Genomic DNA, 24,271 nt, shown 5'->3' with positions numbered 1-24,271 from the left:
TAATCCTGGCTGAAGCGTAATTATAGTTGCAGTTAATCCTGGTTTGTAAATGTCTTGATTGCAGGTTTGAGCGATTAGTATTGCAGGTCGTTACAGCTAGCATAGCATGAATTTAATTATATCAATTAGTATCAATACCTTTGCCAATTTACGAGAGTTCAACGCCCGTAGAAATGGGATGAATACGACCTAAAGCAGTAAGCTTGGCAAAAATCTGAGTTAATCAAATAGGCTTACTTCCTTTTGGTCGTCCATGCTGACGTTTCTCTTTCGGTTTTATTTCTTTAGCTGGTGATGACCTACTTTTTTCTATATCACTCTTTATGACCTGTTCTATCTGAATTGGAAATGAGTGTCTTTGCTGAACACTTACTAATGATAATGTAAAAAAAGATAGTCCTAATATAGGTTTGCTATCCAGGCTAGAAAAAAATCTATCCAGTCCGTAAGTTTGTTTCCCTGATTTACCTATTACAACTTCATCTCCTGCTAGCAAATATATCTCATTTGCACGAAATAAATGCTTGCGAAAGAATAACCAGAACAGCGTCGCCCAAGGGATTACTGTATGAAATAACCTCATCATTGTCCGATAACTACCACCAATACCTGTCCAACGAGAAATCCCCAACGTGGTAACTCGCCCGCTCATTGCTAACATCGCTATGATTATCTGATTCAATTGCCGCATGGTCGTAGCATTTATTTGCGGTAGCAAGCATTGTAAAAGTGATAGGATGTCGAACATGGGCGAATTGTAGCTTTTGAGTTGTCGTTGTGGAAGACAATAACTCTACTACATCAGCCCTCTCCCTTCATACTCTTTTTTTGGCACAGGTATTGCCTGATGTGTTGGGTTTGTTTTAAACGTTTCCTAGAATAGCATCAGATGAGCGCCTGAACTCTCTGAAGATCCCGTCTTATTCCTGCATTCGCGCCAATTTCTGCAAGTCAAGTTTTGATATGAATAATACTTACCCAGTCACCTCCTTCAGAGCCATTTCCACTAAATCGCTCAGGAACACCAGGCCAAATATTGTTACCATCCAATGCCTGAATTTTGCTAACTGTTAATTTATTGTTATTTAGTTTAAGAATGTAAATTTGACCTGCATCGACTAAGCGCCATTTTAAATTTTCTTTTTCCGTAAACAAAATAATATTTGGGGAAAGGGAAATTCCTTTTTGTTGAAATTGCTGACGTAATCCATCAGGAATCATCCCTTTATTTAAATCCCCTTGTAAATTAAACTTTTCGCTCTCAAACAATGGTTCCTCATTCATAATCCAGTCGCCATGCAATGAGACAGTAAACTGATAGATATTACTTTGGTAAAAGACAGCTTTTTGCGACCAATCATCAGGTGTAATTAATCTAACAGCTTCTGTATAAGCATTATCTTCACTTGTCAAAGGTTCAACTTCTGTAATTAGATTGATATTACTATCTAATATATCATTGCCCATTGCCCAACGGATAGATTTTATTTCAGTTTTTGTAACTTGAACTGGCTCAACTTTCATTGGCAATATATAAAATACTTCACCTTTCAACACATTATCCGTATGAGCTAAAACAGATATACTACTCTTATGTAAACTATCAATTCTTACTGGTTTTTGAAATTGAATTACTAAACCTAGTTTAGTAAATAAATTTCTCAAATCCTGAGATTTTAAATTAAATAATTGATCCTCTGGGACATTGTTATAATTTTCCTGTGCTTCTGCAATAGTAGCTTCTAAAACTTGATCATGATGCCAACTAGCATTGATTATGCGATTGAATTCTGTTATGGCTTCTGTAGTGGTTTCTTTCTGATTAATAGGTGTTGCAGGATTTTCTTGATAATTCGCTAGTACAGGATTATTATTTTTATTACTTATAGGTGGTATAGTGCTTTCTTGACTACCAATCTTTCTTCGGCAATCATAAACTGTTACATTATTAGGATTACCTAAAAATACTGCCAGAGGTGCATAATAATGCGCTATACCATGCGGTAGTTGAGGTTGAGGCTCTAATTTTCCTTCTTTATTTTTTTGTTTAGGCCATTCTACATTGCCAGTAGCTGTTCGGACAGGAATTAACCAATAATCACCTACCTGATAAAAGTTATTCTGAGTATCTGCTTTAAATTGAATCTCAATTCCATCTTCAAGGGGAAACCATTTATTCCCCTCTTCAGATAAATTTACTTTGACTTCTTTAGAGTCCCAACGGCGTAATAGAGGGTGCTTTTCTGGAAGCAATGTGTTACTCTTGCTATCTCCTGAGAGAATTACTTGATTCTCAATGCGATCCACTTGCTCAACTTTTAGTAGTTGGCGATCGCTATCTCCAAGTATATAATCATCATTAATGATTTCAACCCAATCACCTGCTGATAAACTAGAATCTTTGTCCTTTCCTAAATGTTCTAGCTTGAATACAAGGACTGAAGAATTTGCCTCATTAGATGTCACAATAGGAAAAACAATTGAGCTATTTTCGCGTGACCAAACAAATGATAGTTGATTAGTAGTAGAAACTCTAAAAATTTCCGCTCGATAAAGATGGTTTTCAGTACCACGAAATTTGGAATTAAACGGAATAACACATGGATCGTTTATTCCTGTGGAACTAGGCTTTGTAATTCTGGCAATAATTTCGCTTTTTCCAGGCTTCAATAATTCTTGACCTAGCACACTCTGAAAATAGTCACGATCCTTACTAACTTGCTTGGCAACCGTTTCAATATCTTGATTATCTTTTAATTGTTTGAGCTTGACTTGCCAAACTAACTTAGAGCGAATTGCTGTATCCGCTCCCCCTAAAGCAACTTCACGAATATTAATTTTGAAGTCGTCACGATCTTCAATCGGAGTTATATGTCGTTCCCAAACATCAAGATAAGCAAGATATGTTGATCCATTTAATTGAACTTTACAAGGATCTATAACTTCCGGCGTAAAATCTGGCTGATGAGGATAAGATACAAGTTCCTCATTTTCACAAAGTATACCATCTACATAATAGTTGCCTTTGCCAATTAAATACTTTTCAGATTGGAGTAGTTGCTTTAGTTCTTGTTTTTTTTCCTCACTGAGATTGTTAATATTATTAATTTGCTCCTCCGTGGCGATAAATTCAAAGCCACAATTCTGCTCTGGGCCACCTTGTAGTCCAAATATATCTTTGGCCAAACTTTGCAGGCGATTTAGTAAAATTGATGTCTGTTCGTTGAAGTCTGCATCTAATTGCACTCTACCTTGTTGCATCAATACTCGAAGGAAGTGCTTGCTTTTGTCGTAGGTATCACGAGTAAAATCGCCTCTAAATTCTCCTTGCATAAAATCCTCTTTAGCTAGCGTAAATAATGCCAATTTCAGTATTAGCGGGTGTATATTCATCTAAACGGATGCGTAGGTTAGCCTCTTTTTGAGGCTGATATAGATTGTGAAAAGCACCCATTTCTGATTCATCATCAGCGCCACGTTTTATTTCTTCAGCACAGGTTGACGTTAACTGACAATAAGTAGGTGTGCCATAACGTATACTGTTGAATTGAGGTCGTACGCGATCTTGAGCGAGAAGTTGTTCTGCGTCTATCTGTTCTGGCTGTAGTTCTGTTTTTTGTTTAACCACCTGCTCGACTAAATCGGGTTGACAATTATACCGACGTGGTGTGCGTGAGGTAGGCATCACGTAGCAGAAACGGATACAACCTTGTTGGCGACGAGCAACGAATATAATGCCGTTAAAAATATTGTTTTCTGCTAAATCAATTGCATGTACTTGAATCTGACCAAAGACTGTGCAACGTGCAATAGTCAACCGCACATGGGCTATGGAATAACCCACTGCACCGATCGCTTCACCTTCTATACTGATAGCATCTATAATGCTATCACTAATATTTATAGGTAAAGGGTCAGTCTCTAGCTCATCTTGGTTAACCTGAATGGGCCCAACAATACTGTGTTTAATCGTTACGCACGCATTGATATTAAATAACTCCAAACTTGGTTCGCTGTCACGTCGGGGTTCGCAGTCACAATGTAATGACCAGCCCGGCACTAATGTAGAATGACGGATAATAATTGCAGCGGGTTTTTGCACAATAGAGGTAGAATAATCTGCAAATTGAGTGAGATTACCTTCTATATGCACTCCCCGACCAGTAATCAATAAACCATCAAGAACAAAGCAACTTCCTGACTCTACTGTAACATTTAAAGCATCATTTAAAGAAGTTCTCCAATCTAGAATACGTATCACCGGACGCTTGTGGTTAGCTGCACGTAATTGTAGACTTTGGTTTTGTTCCAGTTCAATATTAATTCGTTCTACATAAACGCCACTATCAATAATTTCAATTACAGCATTATGGGGTTTGTCTCGTTGCCACTGTGAGATTGCTTCAGTAATAGTTTGATAATACCCTTGTGAAGTTTGACTGACGCTGTAATGAGCATAATGCCTTCTGATTTGAGATGGAAAAGCTTCTTCTAATAGTAAACGATTGCAGCGAATCAATTCTTTACCGTAGAGATTTTGCTGAACTAATCTTTGAGTTTCTGTACTCAAGGTTATGGATGCAAAAGGTTGTTCATTATAGAGGCTTTCACCTAAAAGTAGTTGATTTAACTCTCTAAGTAAAGCTGTAATTAAAGCTGGTTCGTCAGGAGGAGTAGTGTAGACATCCAAAAGCCTTTGGATATCACTGGAAAATTGCGATGCCTGCGGCGAGCTACGCCTTGGCAAAAACTCCGATAATGCAGAGGTATCTTGTTGCGAGACAAAAGCAGCTGGCTCTAGAATATCACCCACAACAAGTAAAAAATGTGTCGCAGAATTTAATAAAGTTCGCTCATATTCACCACCACCAATATCAGCACTGAAACCATAATGATAAGAAACCCAAACACCGTTTTTTGGTAACTGGCGGATCGGAAAAATCATCCGCCCTAATTCTGGGTCAACTGCTATATGGTCTTGGTCTGGTTGATAATTCCAATCGCCCAGATCGGCAATAATAATTTGCTCTGGAGAGATTAGATGCAGTTTTGAGCCAACACCTTTCCAGACTTGCAAACTTTTGGTAAATTCTTCTGGATTTGGGTTTGAATCAAAATAATCGCTTTTGTGAGATTGCAAAACTTGCCGTTGAATGGGAATAGGTAAATTTAATTCGCAATCAATTTGGGTTGCATCTTTTGCTAATTGGGGACGAGTGTAAAGCGGAGTGTCGTTACCCGTAATACTAAATGTGTAGCAGTTAGAGCTAACCTCTTCCAAACAAAAAGCTGGTGTGAGAGTCATGGAATAAGCTTTTAATCGCCAAACAAAAATACCAATATTTGGAGTATTATACTTTCCAGGTTGCTCTTGTGAAGAAATATGGTGGATATCTACTGTATGAGCTAATTCATCGAATGGGCTATTTAACTTTGTGATTCCATCCACCTGACGCAGATTTAATGTTGTTGAGGTTGACGAACGCAGGTGATTGATATGCTGTGTTTTGCTCACTAGCCGATCAAATTCTACAACTCGTATCGGCCAGCCAGCTACTTTATCAGCCAGCAATTCCAACAAAGCTAGCGTCCCCTTGCGCCGTCGATAGCGAATAGTATTTGCTACTTCCCGACGGGGATTTAAAATCTTATTATCTTGCTGTTTTGTATTAGAATTTTGAACACTTTGATAACCAATTAAATCACCAATGTATGGTACTACCCAATCTTGGCAAGTTTCAATAAACCAGTTATCGTAGAGTTGAGTAATATCTGTTTCAACAATATCTACTTGTTCGGCAATGACACGTAATAAATCCCGTAGGGGATAGTCAAGTTCTGCATCACGTATGCGGTAAACAGCTGGCAAGAGTTCATAAAGGCGGTCTGGGGAATTGCTCATGATTTCAACTCCTTCAGAATGAGTGTGTCTGGCACTTGAGGGCTGAGAATAGCTAATTGAGCAGGAAAAAGTTGGTTTGTTGTGGAATCAAAAACAGCCAAGTTTACAGGAATCCATTGTTTTGGTTGTCCATTTCCAAGAGTGATGCCTACTTTTCCCAGTTCTTTAAGTTTTGCATTTAAAATGTCTGGATTTTGGGCTTCAGTTTCGGAAACGCTATCTAAAATATCTACAACCACGTAGTCTACCCCAGGTACTTGTTGAATAGTGCTGATAACTCCACTGAGGACAACATTTTCTCCTAGTTCCTGACGTTCAAAGCTAAATTTATCGAACAAAGCAGCGCGAATTATCAATGCTACAGATGACCATTGATAATTTGCTAAAATTCGCACATTGGCACTGATAATTAACAGCATTAGTTCCCGCATATCTATTTTTAGTGACTGATAGGGGTCGCCAAACTGGTATAATGCTTGCACAAAACTACGATATAAATCTGAATTTCTATCAATATAAATATCATCAGCCCCAGCAATGGTAATGTGCAGAATTTGCTCCGAACCATTTGAAAGACGTTGAGCATTTGATTTGCCAATTCCAGTAAAAGTACGGGCAAAATTGGCATAGTCCTGCACGGAAACTGCACGGTTGAGAGATATTATGCCAACGGGTGCATTGCGGCGTATTTCATAATCGCTTTCTGGGTCTGCGCCTCCTGTTGCTGCTATGGGGTTGAGTACGCCACTCAAACCTAGAGGTTGCATTGCCAGTTGCGTGATTTTTTCTGCTGCAACATTACCACTTTTGCCAATACCACTGCGGTAAACTGCTCTGACATTTTCAATTCCACTAGGCAACCTCGCTCCATGTTCGCCATTGCCAAAGATAATAGTTGTGTTGCCATCACTACTAGTTTGGGTGATATATGCACGGTCTGTTGGACTTAACTCAATCAAACTTTCTACTTTTTGCCAACGGACATCATTAACATATACTTCCAAGGTGCTAACAACGCCACTAGGATTAGGTGTTGGTAAATAGGTGAGGGGCGGTAGTGATAGGGTAAATTGTTGATTGGCTTTAGTACCGTCACCACTGCCCAGTATTTCAGTATGAGTCTCGCCATGAGTGGCTTTGACTACGTTGCCATAGATAGTAACAGTCTCTCGTTTGTAAGCATAAGCTAAATGTCTAGCAAATCTGAGGAATGTATGCGGTTTGTCATTGAGCAAATTCTGATTAACATCCTGTCTCACGCCGGACAGCATGACAACTTCGCTAGCCCACACACCATTGACATCGGATATATCACTGCGTTCGCCGGAGATAATCAACCAACGTCCAGGTTGGAGATTTTCGTAGAGATTGTCTAGTTCAATTTCCATCTGGTTAGATATATAATTTTGATCGCTTGGTGCATCTTTTAGATTGACAGGTTTTTCCAACAAATTCAAATCTTCCCTCTTGAGATACACTGTGGTTTTACGCATGACATCTAAAGATATATCCTGTTCTTTTAACCAAGCTTTATCTAAAGTTAGTTGTGTAATTCTTCCTACTATGCTATAGGCAATTTTAGAGATATTTTCAACTTTTATGACTTGATAAACCCCAATTTCATTAATATCTACACGTTCAATTGCTAACCAACTACCAAGTGTAATTCCATCATATTGGGCATCTAATGCTAAGATATTTCGTAATTCAGATGGTAGTGTGCTAGAGGAACTTGATGTTAGCTCATTTACGTCTACAATTTGCCATTCTTCGTATTTCTCAATTCGCCCTTCCTGGTCAAAAATCGGTTTCAAAGGTACGTCGTATCCGAAAGGTGCAGCTTTGATTCCTAGAACCTCAACTTGGCTTAACTGCTTAGAATCATTAGCTTTATTAGTAGTTAAGATTTGATATATTGCTGTGTTTGAAGCAGGATTTAAAGTATTATTAATTAATTGTGAATTAATATCAATCTTTCCGGTAGCGAAGATTTGTTGTTTTGTCCGCTCCATTTCTAGAGCATTCGCAGGCTGTATTGATGGCAGTTTGATTAATTGTTTTATTTTTTGTTCTTTTGTACTTGCTGAAGAGTCATTTGCTGACGAAACCTCACTAGTTAATTGCTGTGTAAATTTTGGTAATGGCTGTAATATAACTTTTGTCCGGTTTTCCTCTGGTTGAGGCTCAATAATTTGAACTTTGCGAATGACTGGCTCGGTTTTAGCATCACCAAAGATTAGTAAAAGGGGATCGTTAAGTTTGAGATTCGTGCTTACGCTATCCACATAAAGTTGGTTAATTTTCTCAGCATTTGTTGAGCTAACCTGTTGCTGTTGGCTCATCCGGGGTTTCATTTGATTTAACTGGGCATAAGCTTGTAGTGTTTCTGATGTTTCAAAAAATTCCGGCGATTCATTAGAATCAGGTATACTTTGGCTACTTAGACCAGCTGGAATTTCTAGACTGTAACCATCTTCTATAGTAAAAGCTAAATAAACGCTGGCACTGACACCAGGACTATGTGCATAGTCTACTAATCGAGCTAATTCCACTAAAGAACGTCGTTCAATGGCAGTGCGTAAGTAACCTTCATTGGCTATGCGTTCTTGATAAAATGTCAGAACGTCTGCGACAGTAGCCCAAGCGTCTAACAAAGCAACAGAAGGATCGTTAGAGTCCCGTGTTTTTAAATTTCTCAACTGGGGTAACTTGCTGTCGCCCAAACGCGCTTTCATTGTCTTGTAAAAACTTGCATGGGTTCCAACTCGATAAGCTAGGGTATACAAACCAGGTTGATTTGCTACTGATGTGGAAGTGAGAATTTCGACACCTTCACAGCAACCACAACTAGAGCGATCGCTTGGTTTATAGTTATGACAGTTACAGCTACAAGTTAATTTCATCTGCCACCTCGCAAATCGAGTGTAAGTTTACCGTTTTCGGGAAAGTTGGGGTTGTTGTCGAGTCGGGCAATTTCCGAAGAACCAATGGGTAAAAAACCTGCTTTAATCTCCTGATTGTCACCTGCAAAAAGATGTTCTAATTTAGTTATAGAGACACTTTCAACGCCTGGAACACTATAAGCTTGAGCTACAATCTGACTTAATGCAATTCCTTGACCAAAAGTCAAGTTATCGGGATGGAAAAAACCACGCCGACCATCAGCTAAAATCCGGTTACTGAAAATATCCAGTAAAGCAGCTTTGACATGACCGCGCAAATAGTCAAATTTGACATCAACTCTCATCGCTATATCTAAACAGACGTATGCTGCTCGTTGAACAATGACATCATGACCAATGCGACGATATTTTTCTAGGTCTGTGGTAATATTTTGCAGTAATTTGCGATCTACCGTTTCTTTGTTGAAGGGATCTACTGTCACCCAGACTTCATACAAACTGCCTGTCCAGCGTAAGGTGGCTGTTGCTTGTTGTATTTTTGTCGGGAAATGTTGCATTACTAATTGTGCGTAGTCATCAGCAGTAATGGCACGCTCTAATTTTTCGTGAGATAGGTGCGGTGCATATAATTTCACCTGAGATAGAGGTTCGGGTGCTGTCCCACCTTGAGCGGGGAAGGGCTGGTGTAGCTGCAATGTCGAACCACTAATTGGTTCTTTGTGAAAAACAATATAAGAAATCGCTTCAGCACTAATATTACCTACAAGTCCATTACCTACCCGGTAAGTTGCTTGAAAGTGAGTATTGACTGTTGGTTTAATTCCTAATTCACCGTCTCCAAAGCGTAAGTGTGCTTGTCCATCATTGTCCATTTCGACAACAAAATGTTGGTCTTCACTGTTGCTGTCTATAAGGTCGTACCGGGGAGTCCAAGTAGAGTGATTTCGAGTATTCTTAAGTTTGATTTGGGGTAATGCTTGATGGGGGTCTTGAATTAGCAAACTCTTAGCATCTTTGAGATGATTTTTGGGCAGAGGTTGGCTGAAAGTTAAAGGCGTTTTTTGCAATCTGGGACGGAAGCGATCGCCAACTACTAAAATTTCTCTAGGTTCGCCTTCCTCTTCGCACTCGTGAATTATCTCTTTTCCCGGTACAGTTCCTAAATCTTCCCGTTCAATAGTGCGTCCATGATCGACTAGAATCACATTGCTTCTGGCAACACTAATATTAACTAGCTGACAATCTGGTGGGACTATTGCCGAAATACAAAGGGGAAATGGTAATGCGTCTTCTTCTGCCCATTCGATTTCTACAATTGGCTGATTGTAAAGTTCGTCTACACTTGCCTTGACATTGGTCAAGCGTACAGCATGGCGATGCTTCATATCTGCATCTTCTGGGATACCTGTTTTCGGGCTTCTAATTTCTTCAAAAATTAGGATGTCACCAATTTCCAGATGCAATTTTCGCTGATACTCAAGTTGGGAAGAGGAATTTGCCCTCTCTGGCTGTGTGGGATGTATAAATTCATCTACTAATGTAGCGCTTGTGGAACCATAAGAAAGACAGCATGAACCATCGCCCCAAGTATAAAATAGGATTTTGTTATGAGCGCTGTAGAGATCAATCGGTAAGGGCGTTAGCGGTTCAAAAACTTCATAACTGTTAGGAGGAACATCATGTAGGTGGCGAATATCTTCTAAGATAGTGCCAAAGGGAGGCGCGTTTTTATAATTAGTAATAAAGTAGAAATTTTTTGGTTTCAGGGAAATATCAATACTTGTCTCCAGCCACAGCCAAGTACGTGCATTACAACCCTCATGCATGGGATAATCGATCAGACGGGCATGACGGCGAACAGAAATGCGTTGACGGGCAGTTTCTAGATAAGCTTCGGTGGCTACAGCGTCCTGATAGTAGCTGAGATAATCGCCAACATAAGCGAGGATTTCCACTAAAGTAATTCCTAAATCGGGAACATGACGTTCTTCCCAATCCGGCATTATCAGGGACAGGCGGTCTAAAATCAACTGGCGAAAACTAGCATAATCTTTGGCCAAATAGTTGATAGCTGGTTCAACTAGTTGCGTTGGTGGACAAGTTTGCTGTTGCAAGCAATCCATGTCAGTGTTACAGATGCCATCTCGGAATTTAAATTCTACTTGGGAGTAGCGTGGGTCAAAATTGGGATATGGTTGATCTGTGGGTTTGCCCTGTTCATCTAATGACACCAAGTGCAAAGTATACACAGAGAAATCGCCAGTTTGGTCAAGATTAACTGTTAAGCAACTCTCACAATTTTGAGGACTTTCTACCTGTAAATTAGTCACATGAAGATGGCGGATGCGCTGGCCGCCTTTAATTAAGAGATTCTCTTTTTTCAGGTTTTCTGCTACCGAACCTAAAAAGTAGACATATAGCGATCGCAAATCATCGCTAACTTCTACATAATCTAGTCCGTTTTTTCTTTGCCTACGGATTTCTTGGCGGCGCTGTTCGTTTTGGAAAGTAAGGGTGTGGCTGTTCATGGTATAGTTGTCCTAAAAGTAGCTGTTTGTGCTTCACCAGAACTTTGCACGAAATACTCCACCACTATGTAAAGGCTGGAATCAACGCTTGTTACTTCCAAAGTTTGTAGATCGATTAAATCACCCAACCATTGCTCAATAGATGCTTGAATAGTAATTTGCATAGCTGTTGCTAGTTCCGGGCTATTGGGTGCAAAAATTAAAGACAATACACCACTGCCGAAATCTGGGCGATTGACTCGTTCGCCGGGAGTAGTAAACAATAGTTGTTCAATTAAGTCGCGGATGTGTTGATTTTCATCGCTGGTGCTGGCGGTGTGATAGTTTATATCGAAATGGAAGGGAAAATAGATGTTGGTGACATTTCTTTGCCTGGGCAGATTTACGAGATATTCTGGCATTAAGTTACCTCCAAATCAAAGTTGTTAATCGATACCTTATTACCATTCAGATTCACAGTGGCATTGTTTCCGTTGTTGATTTCAATTCCCGAACTATTCATCACTATTGTCATAATTTGCTTCCCGATTTTGGCTTCAATAGTTATGCTTTGCTTACCTTGTTTATCATTGATTTCAATCTTGCCAATATCGGTTTTAAGTACCTTGATTTCTGGGTCATAAGGATTAGCGGGTACTATGTTTGGAACCTTTTCATCTGCCCAAAAGCAGCCACTCCAAATTGGGTAATCTGGATCTCCGTTTTCAAACTCAATCCACACTAAAGCACCTTTGGGTGGAATGAGGAATAACCCAACTCCTTGACCTGCATAAGGAACGCAAGGTAATGCCCAACCGCTAGGATCGTTGCCAAAAATTTCTTGCACTTTTGCTTGCACGCGACCAATCTTCCACGGGTCGTTATTGTCAGATATTACGCCTCGGTATTTGCCGTAAAAAGAAGGTCTTTGTTGATTTATACTTCCATAAGTATCAAGTTTTGATTGGTTCATACTTTTAACATCTGAATTGTTGCACCTTGTCCCTCACGTTTCAAGGTAAAACTTTGTTTATATTCGCCACGCTTGATGCGATGCGTTACTTGTTTGACGTAGTAATAACCGCCGTAAGTTTTTCCCACACCCCGCACTCCCACCAATTGACGCACTTCTAAGACATAACCATAGCGAGCAGTATCTACTTCCCCGCTAGCAGTTACGGCATTTTCCTGCGAACGGCTAGCCAATAATTCGGTTTCCTTTTGAGCTAGGATTTTTTCGAGTTTATTGGTGGAACGTAGCACTTCTGTTCGTAATGATTTAGCAGGCTTTTTAGCTAAAGCTTGACCGGGCGATTTAGGAACCTGAATAGAAATTGATGTTCCACTTTTTTCATCGCTAATTGATGCTTGAGGTTTAATAGATTCTAGAGCATTAAAATTGAAACTTATAGATGAATTTACATTGGTAAACGCCCCCATATTCATTGACAATGCTGGTTGATAAGGAGTAACTTTCTTTTTTTCCTCACCCCAGTAAGCAATGTTTTTACCAGGAGTTTTATCGGGTTTGATTTCAAAAATAAAACTATTACGTAGAGCTAGTTTCTGAATAAACTGTAAGTCTGTACTTTGCTGAGTAGTAATTTGTTCTTCTTTTTTGGGTGAAAAATCTCTAGTAGTATCTTGTACATCTAATGTCAGCCCATATTTAACTTTATATTTTTGTAAAATTTGCTTAACAATTTGAGAATCAGATAAGTTTAGGTAGGTTTCATTTTTATCTTCCAGATCGAGCATAAGACTAATATCTTCACCAGTAACTATTAGCCTTGATTCCCCTGGTTGATTACTCGGTGCAATTTGATGATCGGTAATAATGCCGTCAATTAATATAGGGTTTTGAAGACTACGGCTTACACCGACTTTTACATTAACTACGATTTGAATAACAACTCGATTGGGAGGATTCAAAATATCTTTTTGAAGTAACCAATAATCTGAAAAGTTTTTTAATTCTTTACTAAGACTAAAGGTCATTTGAAAGGCACTGCGATCGCGGTCTTGCTGAGTCACTTCTAAGTCTATCAGCGCATCTATTACTTCATAAGGCGCAGGTGTTGGTATGGTGCTACCAATCATGAGTTTTAGGCGAATATCTGAGTCAGGCATAAGTTAACCTTTTTAGATGAGGGGAATACGCAGTCGCCGACCAATTTGGGCAGTCAATTTATCAGGGTGCATAGCGTTGTTAGCATCGCATAAATGCCAAAAAACTTCCGGGTCATGAAGATAATTTGCAGTGATATTATCTAGGCGATCGCCTTCGCTGACTTGATGTTCTTGAAGAATTTCAAACCTTTGTGATGAAGGTAAAAATCTGCGTTTGAGGTAACTGATAGTTTGATTTGATGTTGTTTGCCACTTGGCAATTTCTATATCGTAGTAACGACTGCTTTCAATAAACATTTTACTCTTTTTTATTTTACAACTAAAAATCTATATTTACCGAGATATTTTTGAGAAACTTACAGATGAAATAATTCATTATTAAAGATAGCCAAGTTTATAAGAAAGAAGCAACTGTCTTGATAACAGTCGCAGCCGTGTTTACCTTAGCTAGAAGCTCTTTTTGCTTGTGATAGACTCTGAACAAGCTGCTGCCTTTATGGTCAAATCTCAAATCATTTGTGCTTAATACTTGCATACCTAAACTGACTTTGGCACGAATGGGATTTAGTTTAGAATCGAATGCTTCTTCGGTAATGCTGAACTCAGAGAGGCGTACTGGCATTACACGATTTAAGCTCCATATAAATACACTTAAATCCGCCTCATTTGGTAAGATTTCTAAAACACCTGTGCGGGCGAGTTGATTGTTTGTCTGAATTTGGCTACTTTTAGGATAGATCAGGGTTTCTAGGGCTGCTAATTGAGGGTATATGCCAAACAACACTGTATCTGGATTTTTTGTAGGAAACTCCAGTTGATCTGTAGCATCAATTTCTGCCTCTAGTTGAATAGTCTCTAGCGGTGGTGCAACTAGACGCAAAGCTTCTAGGCGATCGCTTCCTTCAGAACCCGCACCTCTTACCTGTAAAGTGCGTCTGAGTGTTTCAGGATTGTATTGCAATAGGATTATTCCTTTGGGGAGAAAGGTGACAGCATCAAGGATGGCGATCGTTCCTTTTAATAAACGTGGCGCACCAGGAAAGTGGGACATAAAACTATTCCTAAATCATTTGTGTTTTCTGGTACTAATTATTGAGATCGCGTAGCTCAAGGCAAATTTTTAAATTGGCGATCGCATAGTCAATAAGAGTACAAAAAATTGTGTCTCTACAAATTTTTATCAAGTACCTTTTGTTGTCATATTTGTAGTAGTAAAGTATCCCGTACCAGGATACAAAGGAATGGGGTCTGGTATTGCTGGTGTTACTGGTGTTGGCGGTATTTGAGCTGGCACGATAACTTGAAATCTCGCTATGAAGGTAATACCTTTGAGTAATACTGCTTTTCGGGTAGATTTAACTTTTCTAGCTTTTTGATTGATGGCTAAGGATTGAATGGAAAGTGTTCCTGTACCAGGGGTGATATTTGGCGGACTTATGTAAGAACAACCAGGTACAATAACTTTTTTCTCGTCACCAACAACGCAAATATTTTTTTTGTTAACTGTTGGTATGCCAGTACCTTTTAAGATGAAAGGACGCACTACAACTATTGCTTTGCCAAAGATGGGGTTGAATATGGCTTGATCGCCTGTGATGAGAATAAAGTCTAACATGGGTTTTTGGTGAGAAAATAAAAGTCTTTGTAGAATCTGTTACGCACTTTGTAGAACTACTGCGATCGCACTAAATCAAACATCATGTATGAGCGATCGCACTTTCGCTTTGAGATAAATCTATTAACAACTAATTGTCAATAAGTCTTCTCTTTTTCTCAGATGTAACCTCTCTATTCATTCATTCATATCTTTTTTGTATTTGTCCTTGAATGTTTGCCCATCCTTACTCCCATACATCTCAAAATACCAGCTATGGTCATATTTCTTCTTGCTAAATATCTCTGTTTCTTTGGCAGCCGCATTTTCCATCGTTACATGGTCAGTATCATCTGTCATGATAATCGTGGCAAAGTGAAACGGCCATTCCGCCTTGCTTACATCCCCAGGCGTGTACTTAAGTACTTTTCCTGCTGTTAATATGCCATCTTGAACCAAATTCTTTTCAGGATCTCCTCCTGCTATATAATTTGCCATCTCCCTGCAATCACTTGGCATTAACGGGCGGGAGGCAAGTGTCTCATCCTTTTTTAAATAGGCTGCTAACCTTTCTTTTATTGTGTTTACACTAATTCCCTTTTGCAACAACTGCTCCGTTGCTATATCAACTAACTTCTTCTCTCTATCTTTTTTTGTGTTGACCTCTAATTTAGCATTAATCTTAGCTTGGTCGTCATCGAACTCATCCATAAACTCATCCTCTATCTTGGATGCTAATCTCTGTATTGTTTCTTCATAATTTCCTTTTGGTTCGTCTTCTGCTTGGCCATTTTGCTTTAGTGCCTTGTCGAGCTCGCTGTTGTCTTTTATCGAAGGTTTCACAAGGAACCTTGTGTCTTTCATCGGGTCTTTACCATCAGATAAGAATATTACATTGCCATTCCTTATATTATTGGCTTCTTCCAGTTTCTCCTTAGTCGCGTAAAGCTTTTCAGGAACCGTGGATTTATCAAGCCTTAGCTTTTTGGTTGTTGAGACTTTTCCTTGGTTTTCTATATCCGAATATCTCTGAATTATCTGCTTCCGCTGCACTGTACCCCCATTCTGCTGCACCACATGAGTCAACTCATGCGCCAACAACTCCTGCCCTCCAAGGCTTCCAGGCTCATACGCCCCTTGCCGAAAGAACACATCCTTTCCCGTTGTAAAAGCACGAGCCTGTATTGACCGATTCAACTCGTCTGATTGAGCATTTGCGTGAATCTTCACCCCACTCAAATCAGCGCCAAATGCCTGTTCCATTGGTTCCCGAATATTGTTTGCCATCGGCTGTCCGCCACCCCTTGCCTGATTGATGGACGCTTCAAGGTCTGGCGTAGCAGCCATCCCATCATCACTAGACTTACGCTGTAATATTGGCGACCTCATCAGTCTTGCTTCGTTATCTTTTGTCTCCATCTCCTCTGGCTTAACAGTTTCATCTTCACCTGACTGCACAGGCGCAGGCGCATTTATTCGTTGCACCACCTGCGCCGCTACGCGATCAGCTTCCTGTTCGTATTTATCCCCCACTGCACCAATCGTCAGCTTCGCCATAATCGGCTGTGGTTTAGTCGTGCTAATAGGCACTTGGCTAAAGTCTTTGGAAAAAGCCGAATTACTTAATGCCAGTCCCTCTCGATCATCTGTTGATTGCATCCCAGCGTCCCAAACAGGACGAACAGCAGCACGCTGTAAAATGCCACTTTCTTGGGGTTTATCACTTTTTTGCTGGCGATCATGTGCAATTCTTTTACTAGTCATGGTTTCATTCCTCGATATATTTCTTGTGCAATTTGTTGCCCCATTTGGGCGGGATTAGTTCCAAGCTTTAGTTGAATTGCACCACCAGGCACTACCCCACCTGAGAGCAAGTTGTCTGGTAAACCTTCATTAGCCAGCAATCTCGTTAATTCACTCTCCACCTCTGCTTGCAACAACCGCGCCTGACTAGGAGAAATTGGCATTCCCTCTAAAATCAGCTTTTCTATCTCAATATTGATATTCATACTCTTACCCCCGTAGGTACTAAAACTCGAAAATCTGCTTCATTCACTGGTCGATCTAACTTGCGAAACTCAGTCCGCGCTGCCGCCAATACCAACTGCATCGTCACAGGCATACCAGCCCCAGCAGCCAGAAATGCTGCATTCAAAGCAATATTGTGGATACTGCCCCCTGTCATATTCAAACGTGCCAAACGGTTAAAATCTAAATCCTGTGTTGGTGTCTCTGGTGGAAACACCTTTTGCCACATCACCTGACGTTCAGCCACACCCGGAAAAGGAAAATTCACAATAAACCGCAAGCGACGCATAAAGGCATGATCCAGCGAACTCTTGAGATTGGTTGCCAAAATCGCCAAACCCCGATAAGTCTCCAATCGCTGCAACAGGTAATTCACCTCAATATTGGCGTAGCGGTCGTGGCTATCCTTCACCTCAGAACGTTTGCCAAATAAGGCATCCGCTTCATCAAAAAACAGAATTGCCCCGCCATCTTCCGCCGCATCAAACAAACGCCGTAGATTTTTCTCCGTTTCTCCAATATATTTGTTGACCACAGATGAGAGGTCAATCCGGTAAAGATTTAGCTGTAAATCATTGGCTATCACCTCCGCCGCCATCGTCTTCCCTGTGCCGCTTTCTCCCGCAAACAAGGCACTAATCCCCATACCCCGATTCATGCGGTTGTGAAAACCCCATTCTTGATAAACTAGGCTGCGCTGCCTGATTTGGTCGGCAATTTGATGTAGTAAGTTTGTCTCTTCTGCTGGTAGGACAAGATTATCCCAAGTTGCTTTCGGGTCGAGGCGTTGAGCTAAAGTATCTAACTGCGGACGAGTACTAGCAAGACACGCCGACCAAAGTCTGTCACGCAAGGTTTTTCTCCAAGCCGATTCGTTGAACCTCTCCCCCAACCCCTCTCCTACAAGGAGAGGGGAGTCCTCTTCCTCCCCCCTTCCGAGGGCTGGGGGGGTTAGGTCTTCTTCCTGCGACGGCATTTCCCCCACCACCTGCTGGGCAATCTGCTCAATCTTGACTAAATTGAGGTTAAACTGAGTCGCCAGAACCTGCGGACTAGTATCTGCTACTCCTCCTAATGCCTCAGTCCACGTTGCTTTTTGTTCGCTGAGTGTTGGCTTTTCAACATCTACGACAATTGTCGGCAGACCCAATTGCCTAACTTCACGAGTGCTAAGAAAAAGTAGACCACCACTGCGGGTAAGAAACCGATGCAAGGGAAGTGCTTGTCCTTCTGTAGTCGTTTTAGTGTCAATTTCTTGGGCATCTAAATACAGCGCCAGCGGCAATAGCAAGCTTTCCCGATGCCACAAACGAGCAATTGTCTCTAATTCTCCCGCTTGAGTGGGCAATAATTCCACTGACAAACGATAGACATATTTATCTAGTTGCGCTGCTACATGTTGGGCTATTAGTTGCTTGCTGAGAGAATCTGCCCCCACTAGCTGAATAATAGGTAAACGTTGTTCTCTGTGCGTTTGGTGCAGTTGCTGAATAATTGTTTTGACAACAGCGTTTTGAGATGGGGGTAATTTTACATTCCATTCTGCTGTTTCCATCGGCATCAGTAATGATACCAAGCGCTCGTCTAAAGAATTTAATCCTTTGATATAATTTAATATACGTTCATCTACCCGTAAGCCACTCGTAGTTAGTGGTTGAACTCCTGACTGATGAATTTCAATTAATCGCCAGTAACGTAAAGGGCGTTCCCAAGAAAGGGCATCCCAAGTAGGTTCATCGAATAATGAAAAAGCTAAGGCAAAGGTAGGATAAGGCTGGTGAGAATTATCTGAAGCTTTGGCGCAAAGACGCGCTATACCTGGATCTAATTCCATTGCAATGCATAACAGTAAGACCTGTTGTTCAAAGTCAGATAAATCTAACTTTTGGCTTAATAGAACTAGTGCTGTGGATGGATTCATCCCTTCCACTATTGCCATTTCTGTGACTTTAGGCTTTTCAATATCAGGTAACTGTGCAAACTCAGACAAACGCCAGCGTAGCCAAGCCAGTTCATTTGCTAGGTATTCTTCATTGTTTGCTCTCCAAGAATCGAGGTTGTTCATAAAATCACCACCTTCTGATTTTGGTCGAAAACAGGCGGTGTCACTGTGCGATCCACCAGCAAACTATCTACTCCATCAATCCGCACTCGTACAAAATACTCACCCGGTGTAACATCTGCAATGCGAAACTCCAGCCTATCTGTTTGATTTGGATGTGGTTGAGACAAAATTTCGCGATCGCCCAACAATAACGCTACCCGCTGTCTTGGTCGCACTTGGGGGCTTAAAATCAGGGTGAGCGTTACTTCGCCATTAGCGTCTACTGTTGCCTGTTGTGGTATAATATTCAAGATTTTAGGTGCTAAGGCAAAAGATAATTCATTAGTAGTCCGACTTGGTTCGCCAGTCCGCGTTACTTTGACTACCACGGTATAAAAACCCGCCGCCCAGTTTACAGGCTCATCAGGTAATTTAACTCTAATATCCGTTGCCGTCCTCTCTGCTAAAGGTGATAATTCCAGAGAAATTTCTAAACGAATATTTGTCAAAGATATAACTACATTTTCAGCATCTAAGTGAAAACCATTAAGAATCAAAATATCGCCCAATCTGGCGCTAGCTTGCTGATTAGGCAATTGCAGAGAAACTAATGTGGGTAAGGGTGACGATAGGTTTGATTGCAGAATTGGGCCGCGATCGCTAGACTGACGTTTAATAATCGGTAGCGGAGTTTTTGCAGGTAAGCTACTCTCAATCAGCACTACTGACACTTCATAAGCAGCAGAAACTCGATAGGGTACTTGAAAAGTTGACCAGAGATTAAACACCTCTTCCACAGATAGCGGTTGATAATCAATTCGCAACTGTTCTTCTTGTAAGTCAAGGTCGTACTCGGTCGGATCGGTAGTAGGCAAAGCTGCCCTAATATCCGCAGAAGTAATCATAGGATGGTCATTAAAAACACTCATGGCCACGCCTAATAACCGATGACTCGTAGGTTCTGGGAAGTCATCATTTTGGGCGTAAGCAGTTAGTAGGTAGTAGAGGTTCAACGGCAAAAGCTGCCCTCCTGTTTCACCAGGCTTCACTTGAGAAGGAATATCCATATTCCGCCAAGCTGGGTTTATTTGAGTATCGTAGAGAAATAAATTAACTTGATCGCCACTACTAACAGTATTATCTCGTACTTTATCCAATGGTCGTGTCGTCACAGTGATTCCCCCCGAACTCTCAATATCAAACCTTTGCTGTAGCAAGTGACGCAATGTAATTGTGACAGCCGCAATAGCTAAAGCGTTGCTCATCGCTTACCTCCTTCTGGCACGTCGTTGCAAGTATTCATTCAAACTCATCACAGATGTTGCTGTCCGGGGCTTTGGTCGAGGCGGAGGTGGTGCTGGGGCTGCATTGCGAATTTCCAGCCGACCAATTGTGACTTGAATCTTAGGTGGTGTATCCAAATCTTTTGAGGAGCGCTTTTGGGCTTTTTTGCTACTAGCTGCAATGACTGACAAATTTTCTACAGTGAGGTCATTAATAGGCTGAGATAGCGGTCTGAAATCAGATTCCTCTAGTTGCCTAAAGTACAAAGACCCCACTCCGTCTTTGCCTCTATCCGCAGACATAGATAAGTTAGGGGATGGGTTCTGAGGTAATATTAAGTTTTCAACTGGGCTGGTCAATATACCTTGATTACGATTAATTTTCTGGCGTTGCATACTTGCGGGATGATGCACGTAATTAACGTTCATCTCTCCCCCAGCTAGCCCCAATTCATCCCACTGTTCTACAACGCCAATTTTCTGGATACCAATATGTTGGCGCTCTTCGGATCTATTGGCAGACATAGAAAGGTTCGGGGATGGGTTCTGGGGTAATATTAAGTTTTCAACTGGGCTGGTCAATATACCTTGATTACGATTAATTTGCTGGCGTTGCATATTTGCGGGATGATAGGCGTAATTAACATTCATCTCTCCCCCAGCTAGCCCCAATTCATCCCACTGTTCCACAACGCCAATTTTCTGGACATCAATATGTTGGCGCTTTTTAAATCTATCCGCAGACATAGATAAATTAGGGGATGCGTTCTGAGGTAATATTAAGTTTTCAACTGGGCTGGGCAATACACCTTCATTGGGATTAATTTTCTGGCGTTGCATATTTGCGGGATGATGCACGTAATTAACGTTCATCTCTGCCCCAACTTGCCCCAATTCATCCCACTGTTCCACAACGCCAATTTTCTGGATACCAATATGTTTGCGATCGCTCGTATTATAGTTTTGTGAACCGACCTCTTGAACAGAAGCTTTTTCCCCACGAAAATCAGATAAGTGAGAGTCAGAAAAGTTGACTTGCGATTGTATGTTATTTTGTGCGATTGAAGGATGTAAAGCAAAAGTTAGTATTATATCTGAATTACTAGCAGGTGCGTTAGCAAAGCTTACCAAAGGTATCGCTGTTGGTTGTTCTGTAATCTGACTTGATAATATTTCTGAAATTGAGATATTCTCTGTTTGTAGCGAGCGCTTTTGTGGTAAGTAAAGCGACGCAAATAAAGCTAACTGGCTAAGGCTGTCATTTGTCATCTGTCCTTTTTCATTTATAAGGGTTTCAGGTGTATTTACGTTTTGTAATATAGTTTGGTTTATTCTTGCCGACTTACTTAATTTACTCAAAAGTTGTTCCTGTGGTTGAATTACAGTCGAATTGGGAGTACTAGTTTCCACTCCTTGCACAGGTGTTAAAGGCAAAACTTGAGTAATAACAGGTGAGTTAGCAAAGCTTACCAAAGGTATCGCTGTTGGTTGTTCTATAATCTGACTTGATAATATTTCTGAACTAAAAATATTCCCTGTTTGTAGCGTTCGCCCTTGGCGTTGGCGCAGCCATCGCTTTTGTGGTAATTCCCTCACAACTTGTTCCTGTGGTTGAATTACAGAATTTGAGGCGGGAGTACTAGTTTCCACTGCTTGCATAGATGTTAAAGGCAGAACTTGGGAAATAGTAGGTGCGTAGGACTTGGTGTAGCCTCTCCAAGAGTTTCCCGTCGTAGATATCGCTGTTGATTCTGATTGGAGTTGAAGAGGAAAGTTCTCAGAACTTTCGACCTGTGGTAACTGAGAATGGATAAAGACTGGATTATTTTTTATAGGTTGCTTGTGTAAGTTTTCAGTTGCAGATTTTCCCTGTTTTAGAACGCTAGGAATTGATAGAATAGTACTGGTTTCTGCTTGTGTTTCCGGGGTAAATTGTCTTAAGTACAATACTTTTGGTAAAGAATTATGAGAAGCTGATTGATTAATTTTAATTGATTGGTTATTTAATGATTGAGTTGTAAGTTCTCCTGATTCTTGCTCAAATAACTTTGAGACAAGAGTATTCTTTTCCTTTGCGATCGCAGTCTTTAAAATTATGGGGTTTAGATTTGGTAAAGAATTTTTCTGATCTGGAGGAATAAATGAAAATGTTATTGAATTTGTTGGACTTTCGGTGAAATATGTTTGTAAATCTGACTTTAAACGTGATTGAAAAGATAAACCCAAACGATTGATTGTAATTAGTGGGTGGGAGAAAGATTTAAGTGGAATCTGCCTCTGTTCAGAGATGTGCTTAGAGAGAGAAGTATTTGATTCTGTGTTGTGTACAGAGACGAGATGATTCGATAAGTAAGTCTTTTTTTGTGGTATAACTATAGACTCAGTATTAAGATTAAATGCTGCTTTATTGGCAGTCGGTGAAAGTATTTCTGATTCTACAAAAGGTTGAGTTATTAATCGTTCCCAATTGACTATGTTTGAAGGTTGAACAAAAGAAACAGCAGGATTAATTTTAGTTAGTTGTTTCTGTGATAATTGACCAGGAACCAAATTTAGTGTGGTAGTGCTTGTTTTTTGATCTGAGTTTGAAGGTTGGATAGAAGAAACAACAGGATTAATTTTACTTGATTGTTTCTGTGATAATTGAGCAGCAGCAAAAGTTAGTGGAGTAATACTTTTTTTTTGCTCTGGGTTTGAAGTAAATTGCTGATTATCAGTGCTGACTTGAGTCAGAACTGAATCTAAAAAAGGCCAATTGGAGGATAATTCTAAGTCAGGCTTTTGTGTCAAATTAGGAATTGACTTTAATATTGGTTGGGAAGATTGAACAGGTGTTGAAGTTAAATTAGTTAACAGGGGGTTAGTTATCTCTTCAGATATTTGCCCTATTGTTGCAGGCGATCGCTTCTCCAACAACTGCACAATGTCAAAATTGGGAAATTTTTCCGCTTCTGATGTTGTTTCTAACTCAGTTGAGTCTGTGGTAATCGATGGCTCCCAGTCAAGGTTAGACTCTGGTAACGGTTCAAAGACTGATAAGACAAGAGGTTGAACTGTATCGATTAAGTTAAAGCCTTTAGCTACCAAATGAAAGAGATAATTGCTCATCAGTCCGTCACCATCTCTAAGTACAATTGTCGCCGTCTGGGACTCATCGCCAAAATATCAGCTTCACGCCAACTGTAAGCAGCAGCCAAAGTATGTACCTCTCGCAACACTCGAAATCCCCAAGCGTTAATCTCAGCCCAGAAGAACGACACAATGTCAAATAATGATTGCCATTGGTGGTTGCAAGCGGAACAGGAAATATCAATTGACACATTTGCTTGAGGATCAGCTTGAGCCATTTGGGTAATAATTGCATCTCTGGTATGAGATGGTAATTGCTGAAACGGCAGATATTCGCCGTTACACACTGCTTGCAAAATACAGCGTTCTAATAAAATCTCTTGAGCAATCTCTAGCTGTTTGTGTTCAGCGATCGCTATCATATCTAAACTGTTTGGTAGACGAAAACTCACCTGATAATCAGCAAGCTCAAGACAATATTTCTCAACTGGTTCAAGTGACAGTGATGCTACACGCATATCTGCAATATCAGAATTGAGTTCCAAGACTTCACCACAGCTTGGACAGGTGACTTGACTAACCAGTTGTGAACCAAATGTCCACTCCCGCAATGTCAGCAGCATAGCATCACGCTGACCGAGACTGAGTTGAGTAAGCATATCTATGGAGGTTTCAGGACAAGCACTAGCTAGTAGCTTGATTGCTTTAGACCAAGATGGCTGATTAAGTCCCCACTCCCAGATATTTAACAGTTCTGAGGCTGATAGCGATCGCATATAGGAATCGTATAGTTAGTTTCCTGCTGGTTAAA

16 protein-coding genes and 1 pseudogene are annotated in these 24,271 nt (G+C 40.5%); all 17 read right to left on the bottom strand.

Going from position 1 to position 24,271, the window contains the following annotated elements; all coding sequences use genetic code 11:
* Window positions 1–232 precede the first annotated feature (232 nt).
* Window positions 233–748, bottom strand: a pseudogene (locus V7K44_RS26050) (transposase); the annotation flags it as partial.
* A gap of 203 nt (window positions 749–951) precedes the next feature.
* Window positions 952–3,333, bottom strand: a complete 2,382-nt coding sequence (locus tag V7K44_RS26045) for a DUF6519 domain-containing protein (protein ID WP_334935812.1) — start codon at window positions 3,331–3,333, stop codon at window positions 952–954.
* A 10-nt stretch (window positions 3,334–3,343) separates the two neighbouring features.
* On the bottom strand, window positions 3,344–5,902 hold the full coding sequence (locus tag V7K44_RS26040) for a hypothetical protein (RefSeq protein WP_334935810.1): 2,559 nt from the start codon (window positions 5,900–5,902) through the stop codon (window positions 3,344–3,346).
* Window positions 5,899–8,805, bottom strand: a complete 2,907-nt coding sequence (locus V7K44_RS26035; RefSeq protein WP_334935808.1) for a baseplate J/gp47 family protein — start codon at window positions 8,803–8,805, stop codon at window positions 5,899–5,901. Before V7K44_RS26035 ends, V7K44_RS26040 begins: the two co-directional genes overlap by 4 nt.
* Window positions 8,802–11,333 (bottom strand): putative baseplate assembly protein, encoded by a 2,532-nt coding sequence (locus V7K44_RS26030; protein ID WP_334935806.1) that lies wholly within the window; start codon window positions 11,331–11,333, stop codon window positions 8,802–8,804. Before V7K44_RS26030 ends, V7K44_RS26035 begins: the two co-directional genes overlap by 4 nt.
* The gene (locus V7K44_RS26025) at window positions 11,330–11,734 is read right to left on the bottom strand and encodes a GPW/gp25 family protein (RefSeq protein ID WP_334935804.1); all 405 of its coding nucleotides are present in this window, start codon (window positions 11,732–11,734) and stop codon (window positions 11,330–11,332) included. Before V7K44_RS26025 ends, V7K44_RS26030 begins: the two co-directional genes overlap by 4 nt.
* On the bottom strand, window positions 11,734–12,285 hold the full coding sequence (locus V7K44_RS26020; protein ID WP_334935802.1) for a phage baseplate assembly protein V: 552 nt from the start codon (window positions 12,283–12,285) through the stop codon (window positions 11,734–11,736). The genes V7K44_RS26025 and V7K44_RS26020 overlap by 1 nt, the downstream gene beginning before the upstream one ends.
* The gene (locus V7K44_RS26015) at window positions 12,282–13,442 is read right to left on the bottom strand and encodes a phage late control D family protein (RefSeq protein WP_334935800.1); all 1,161 of its coding nucleotides are present in this window, start codon (window positions 13,440–13,442) and stop codon (window positions 12,282–12,284) included. The genes V7K44_RS26020 and V7K44_RS26015 overlap by 4 nt, the downstream gene beginning before the upstream one ends.
* Window positions 13,443–13,454: 12 nt before the next feature.
* Window positions 13,455–13,739: a LysM domain-containing protein gene (locus tag V7K44_RS26010; protein WP_334935798.1), complete on the bottom strand. Its 285-nt coding sequence runs from the start codon at window positions 13,737–13,739 to the stop codon at window positions 13,455–13,457.
* A 97-nt stretch (window positions 13,740–13,836) separates the two neighbouring features.
* Window positions 13,837–14,493, bottom strand: a complete 657-nt coding sequence (locus tag V7K44_RS26005; protein ID WP_334935796.1) for a hypothetical protein — start codon at window positions 14,491–14,493, stop codon at window positions 13,837–13,839.
* A gap of 129 nt (window positions 14,494–14,622) precedes the next feature.
* The gene (locus V7K44_RS26000; RefSeq protein ID WP_334935794.1) at window positions 14,623–15,057 is read right to left on the bottom strand and encodes a hypothetical protein; all 435 of its coding nucleotides are present in this window, start codon (window positions 15,055–15,057) and stop codon (window positions 14,623–14,625) included.
* 177 nt (window positions 15,058–15,234) lie between these two features.
* On the bottom strand, window positions 15,235–16,800 hold the full coding sequence (locus V7K44_RS25995) for an eCIS core domain-containing protein (protein ID WP_334935791.1): 1,566 nt from the start codon (window positions 16,798–16,800) through the stop codon (window positions 15,235–15,237).
* Entirely contained in the window at window positions 16,797–17,045 is a 249-nt protein-coding gene (locus V7K44_RS25990) for a hypothetical protein (protein WP_334935789.1), read from the bottom strand. The genes V7K44_RS25995 and V7K44_RS25990 overlap by 4 nt, the downstream gene beginning before the upstream one ends.
* Complete coding sequence (locus V7K44_RS25985; RefSeq protein ID WP_334935787.1) at window positions 17,042–19,129, bottom strand: ATP-binding protein; 2,088 nt, start codon at window positions 19,127–19,129, stop codon at window positions 17,042–17,044. Before V7K44_RS25985 ends, V7K44_RS25990 begins: the two co-directional genes overlap by 4 nt.
* Window positions 19,126–20,373, bottom strand: a complete 1,248-nt coding sequence (locus tag V7K44_RS25980) for a DUF4255 domain-containing protein (RefSeq protein WP_334935785.1) — start codon at window positions 20,371–20,373, stop codon at window positions 19,126–19,128. Before V7K44_RS25980 ends, V7K44_RS25985 begins: the two co-directional genes overlap by 4 nt.
* Window positions 20,374–20,376: 3 nt before the next feature.
* On the bottom strand, window positions 20,377–23,499 hold the full coding sequence (locus tag V7K44_RS25975; protein WP_334935783.1) for a hypothetical protein: 3,123 nt from the start codon (window positions 23,497–23,499) through the stop codon (window positions 20,377–20,379).
* Window positions 23,499–24,236 (bottom strand): T4 family baseplate hub assembly chaperone, encoded by a 738-nt coding sequence (locus V7K44_RS25970; RefSeq protein WP_334935781.1) that lies wholly within the window; start codon window positions 24,234–24,236, stop codon window positions 23,499–23,501. Before V7K44_RS25970 ends, V7K44_RS25975 begins: the two co-directional genes overlap by 1 nt.
* Window positions 24,237–24,271: the final 35 nt, after the last annotated feature.

It is taken from the genome of Nostoc sp., assembly GCF_036917235.1.
GTDB lineage: Bacteria > Cyanobacteriota > Cyanobacteriia > Cyanobacteriales > Nostocaceae > Nostoc.
Note: the sequence above shows the minus strand (reverse complement) of the source record. Positions and strands in the feature narration are given on the sequence as shown.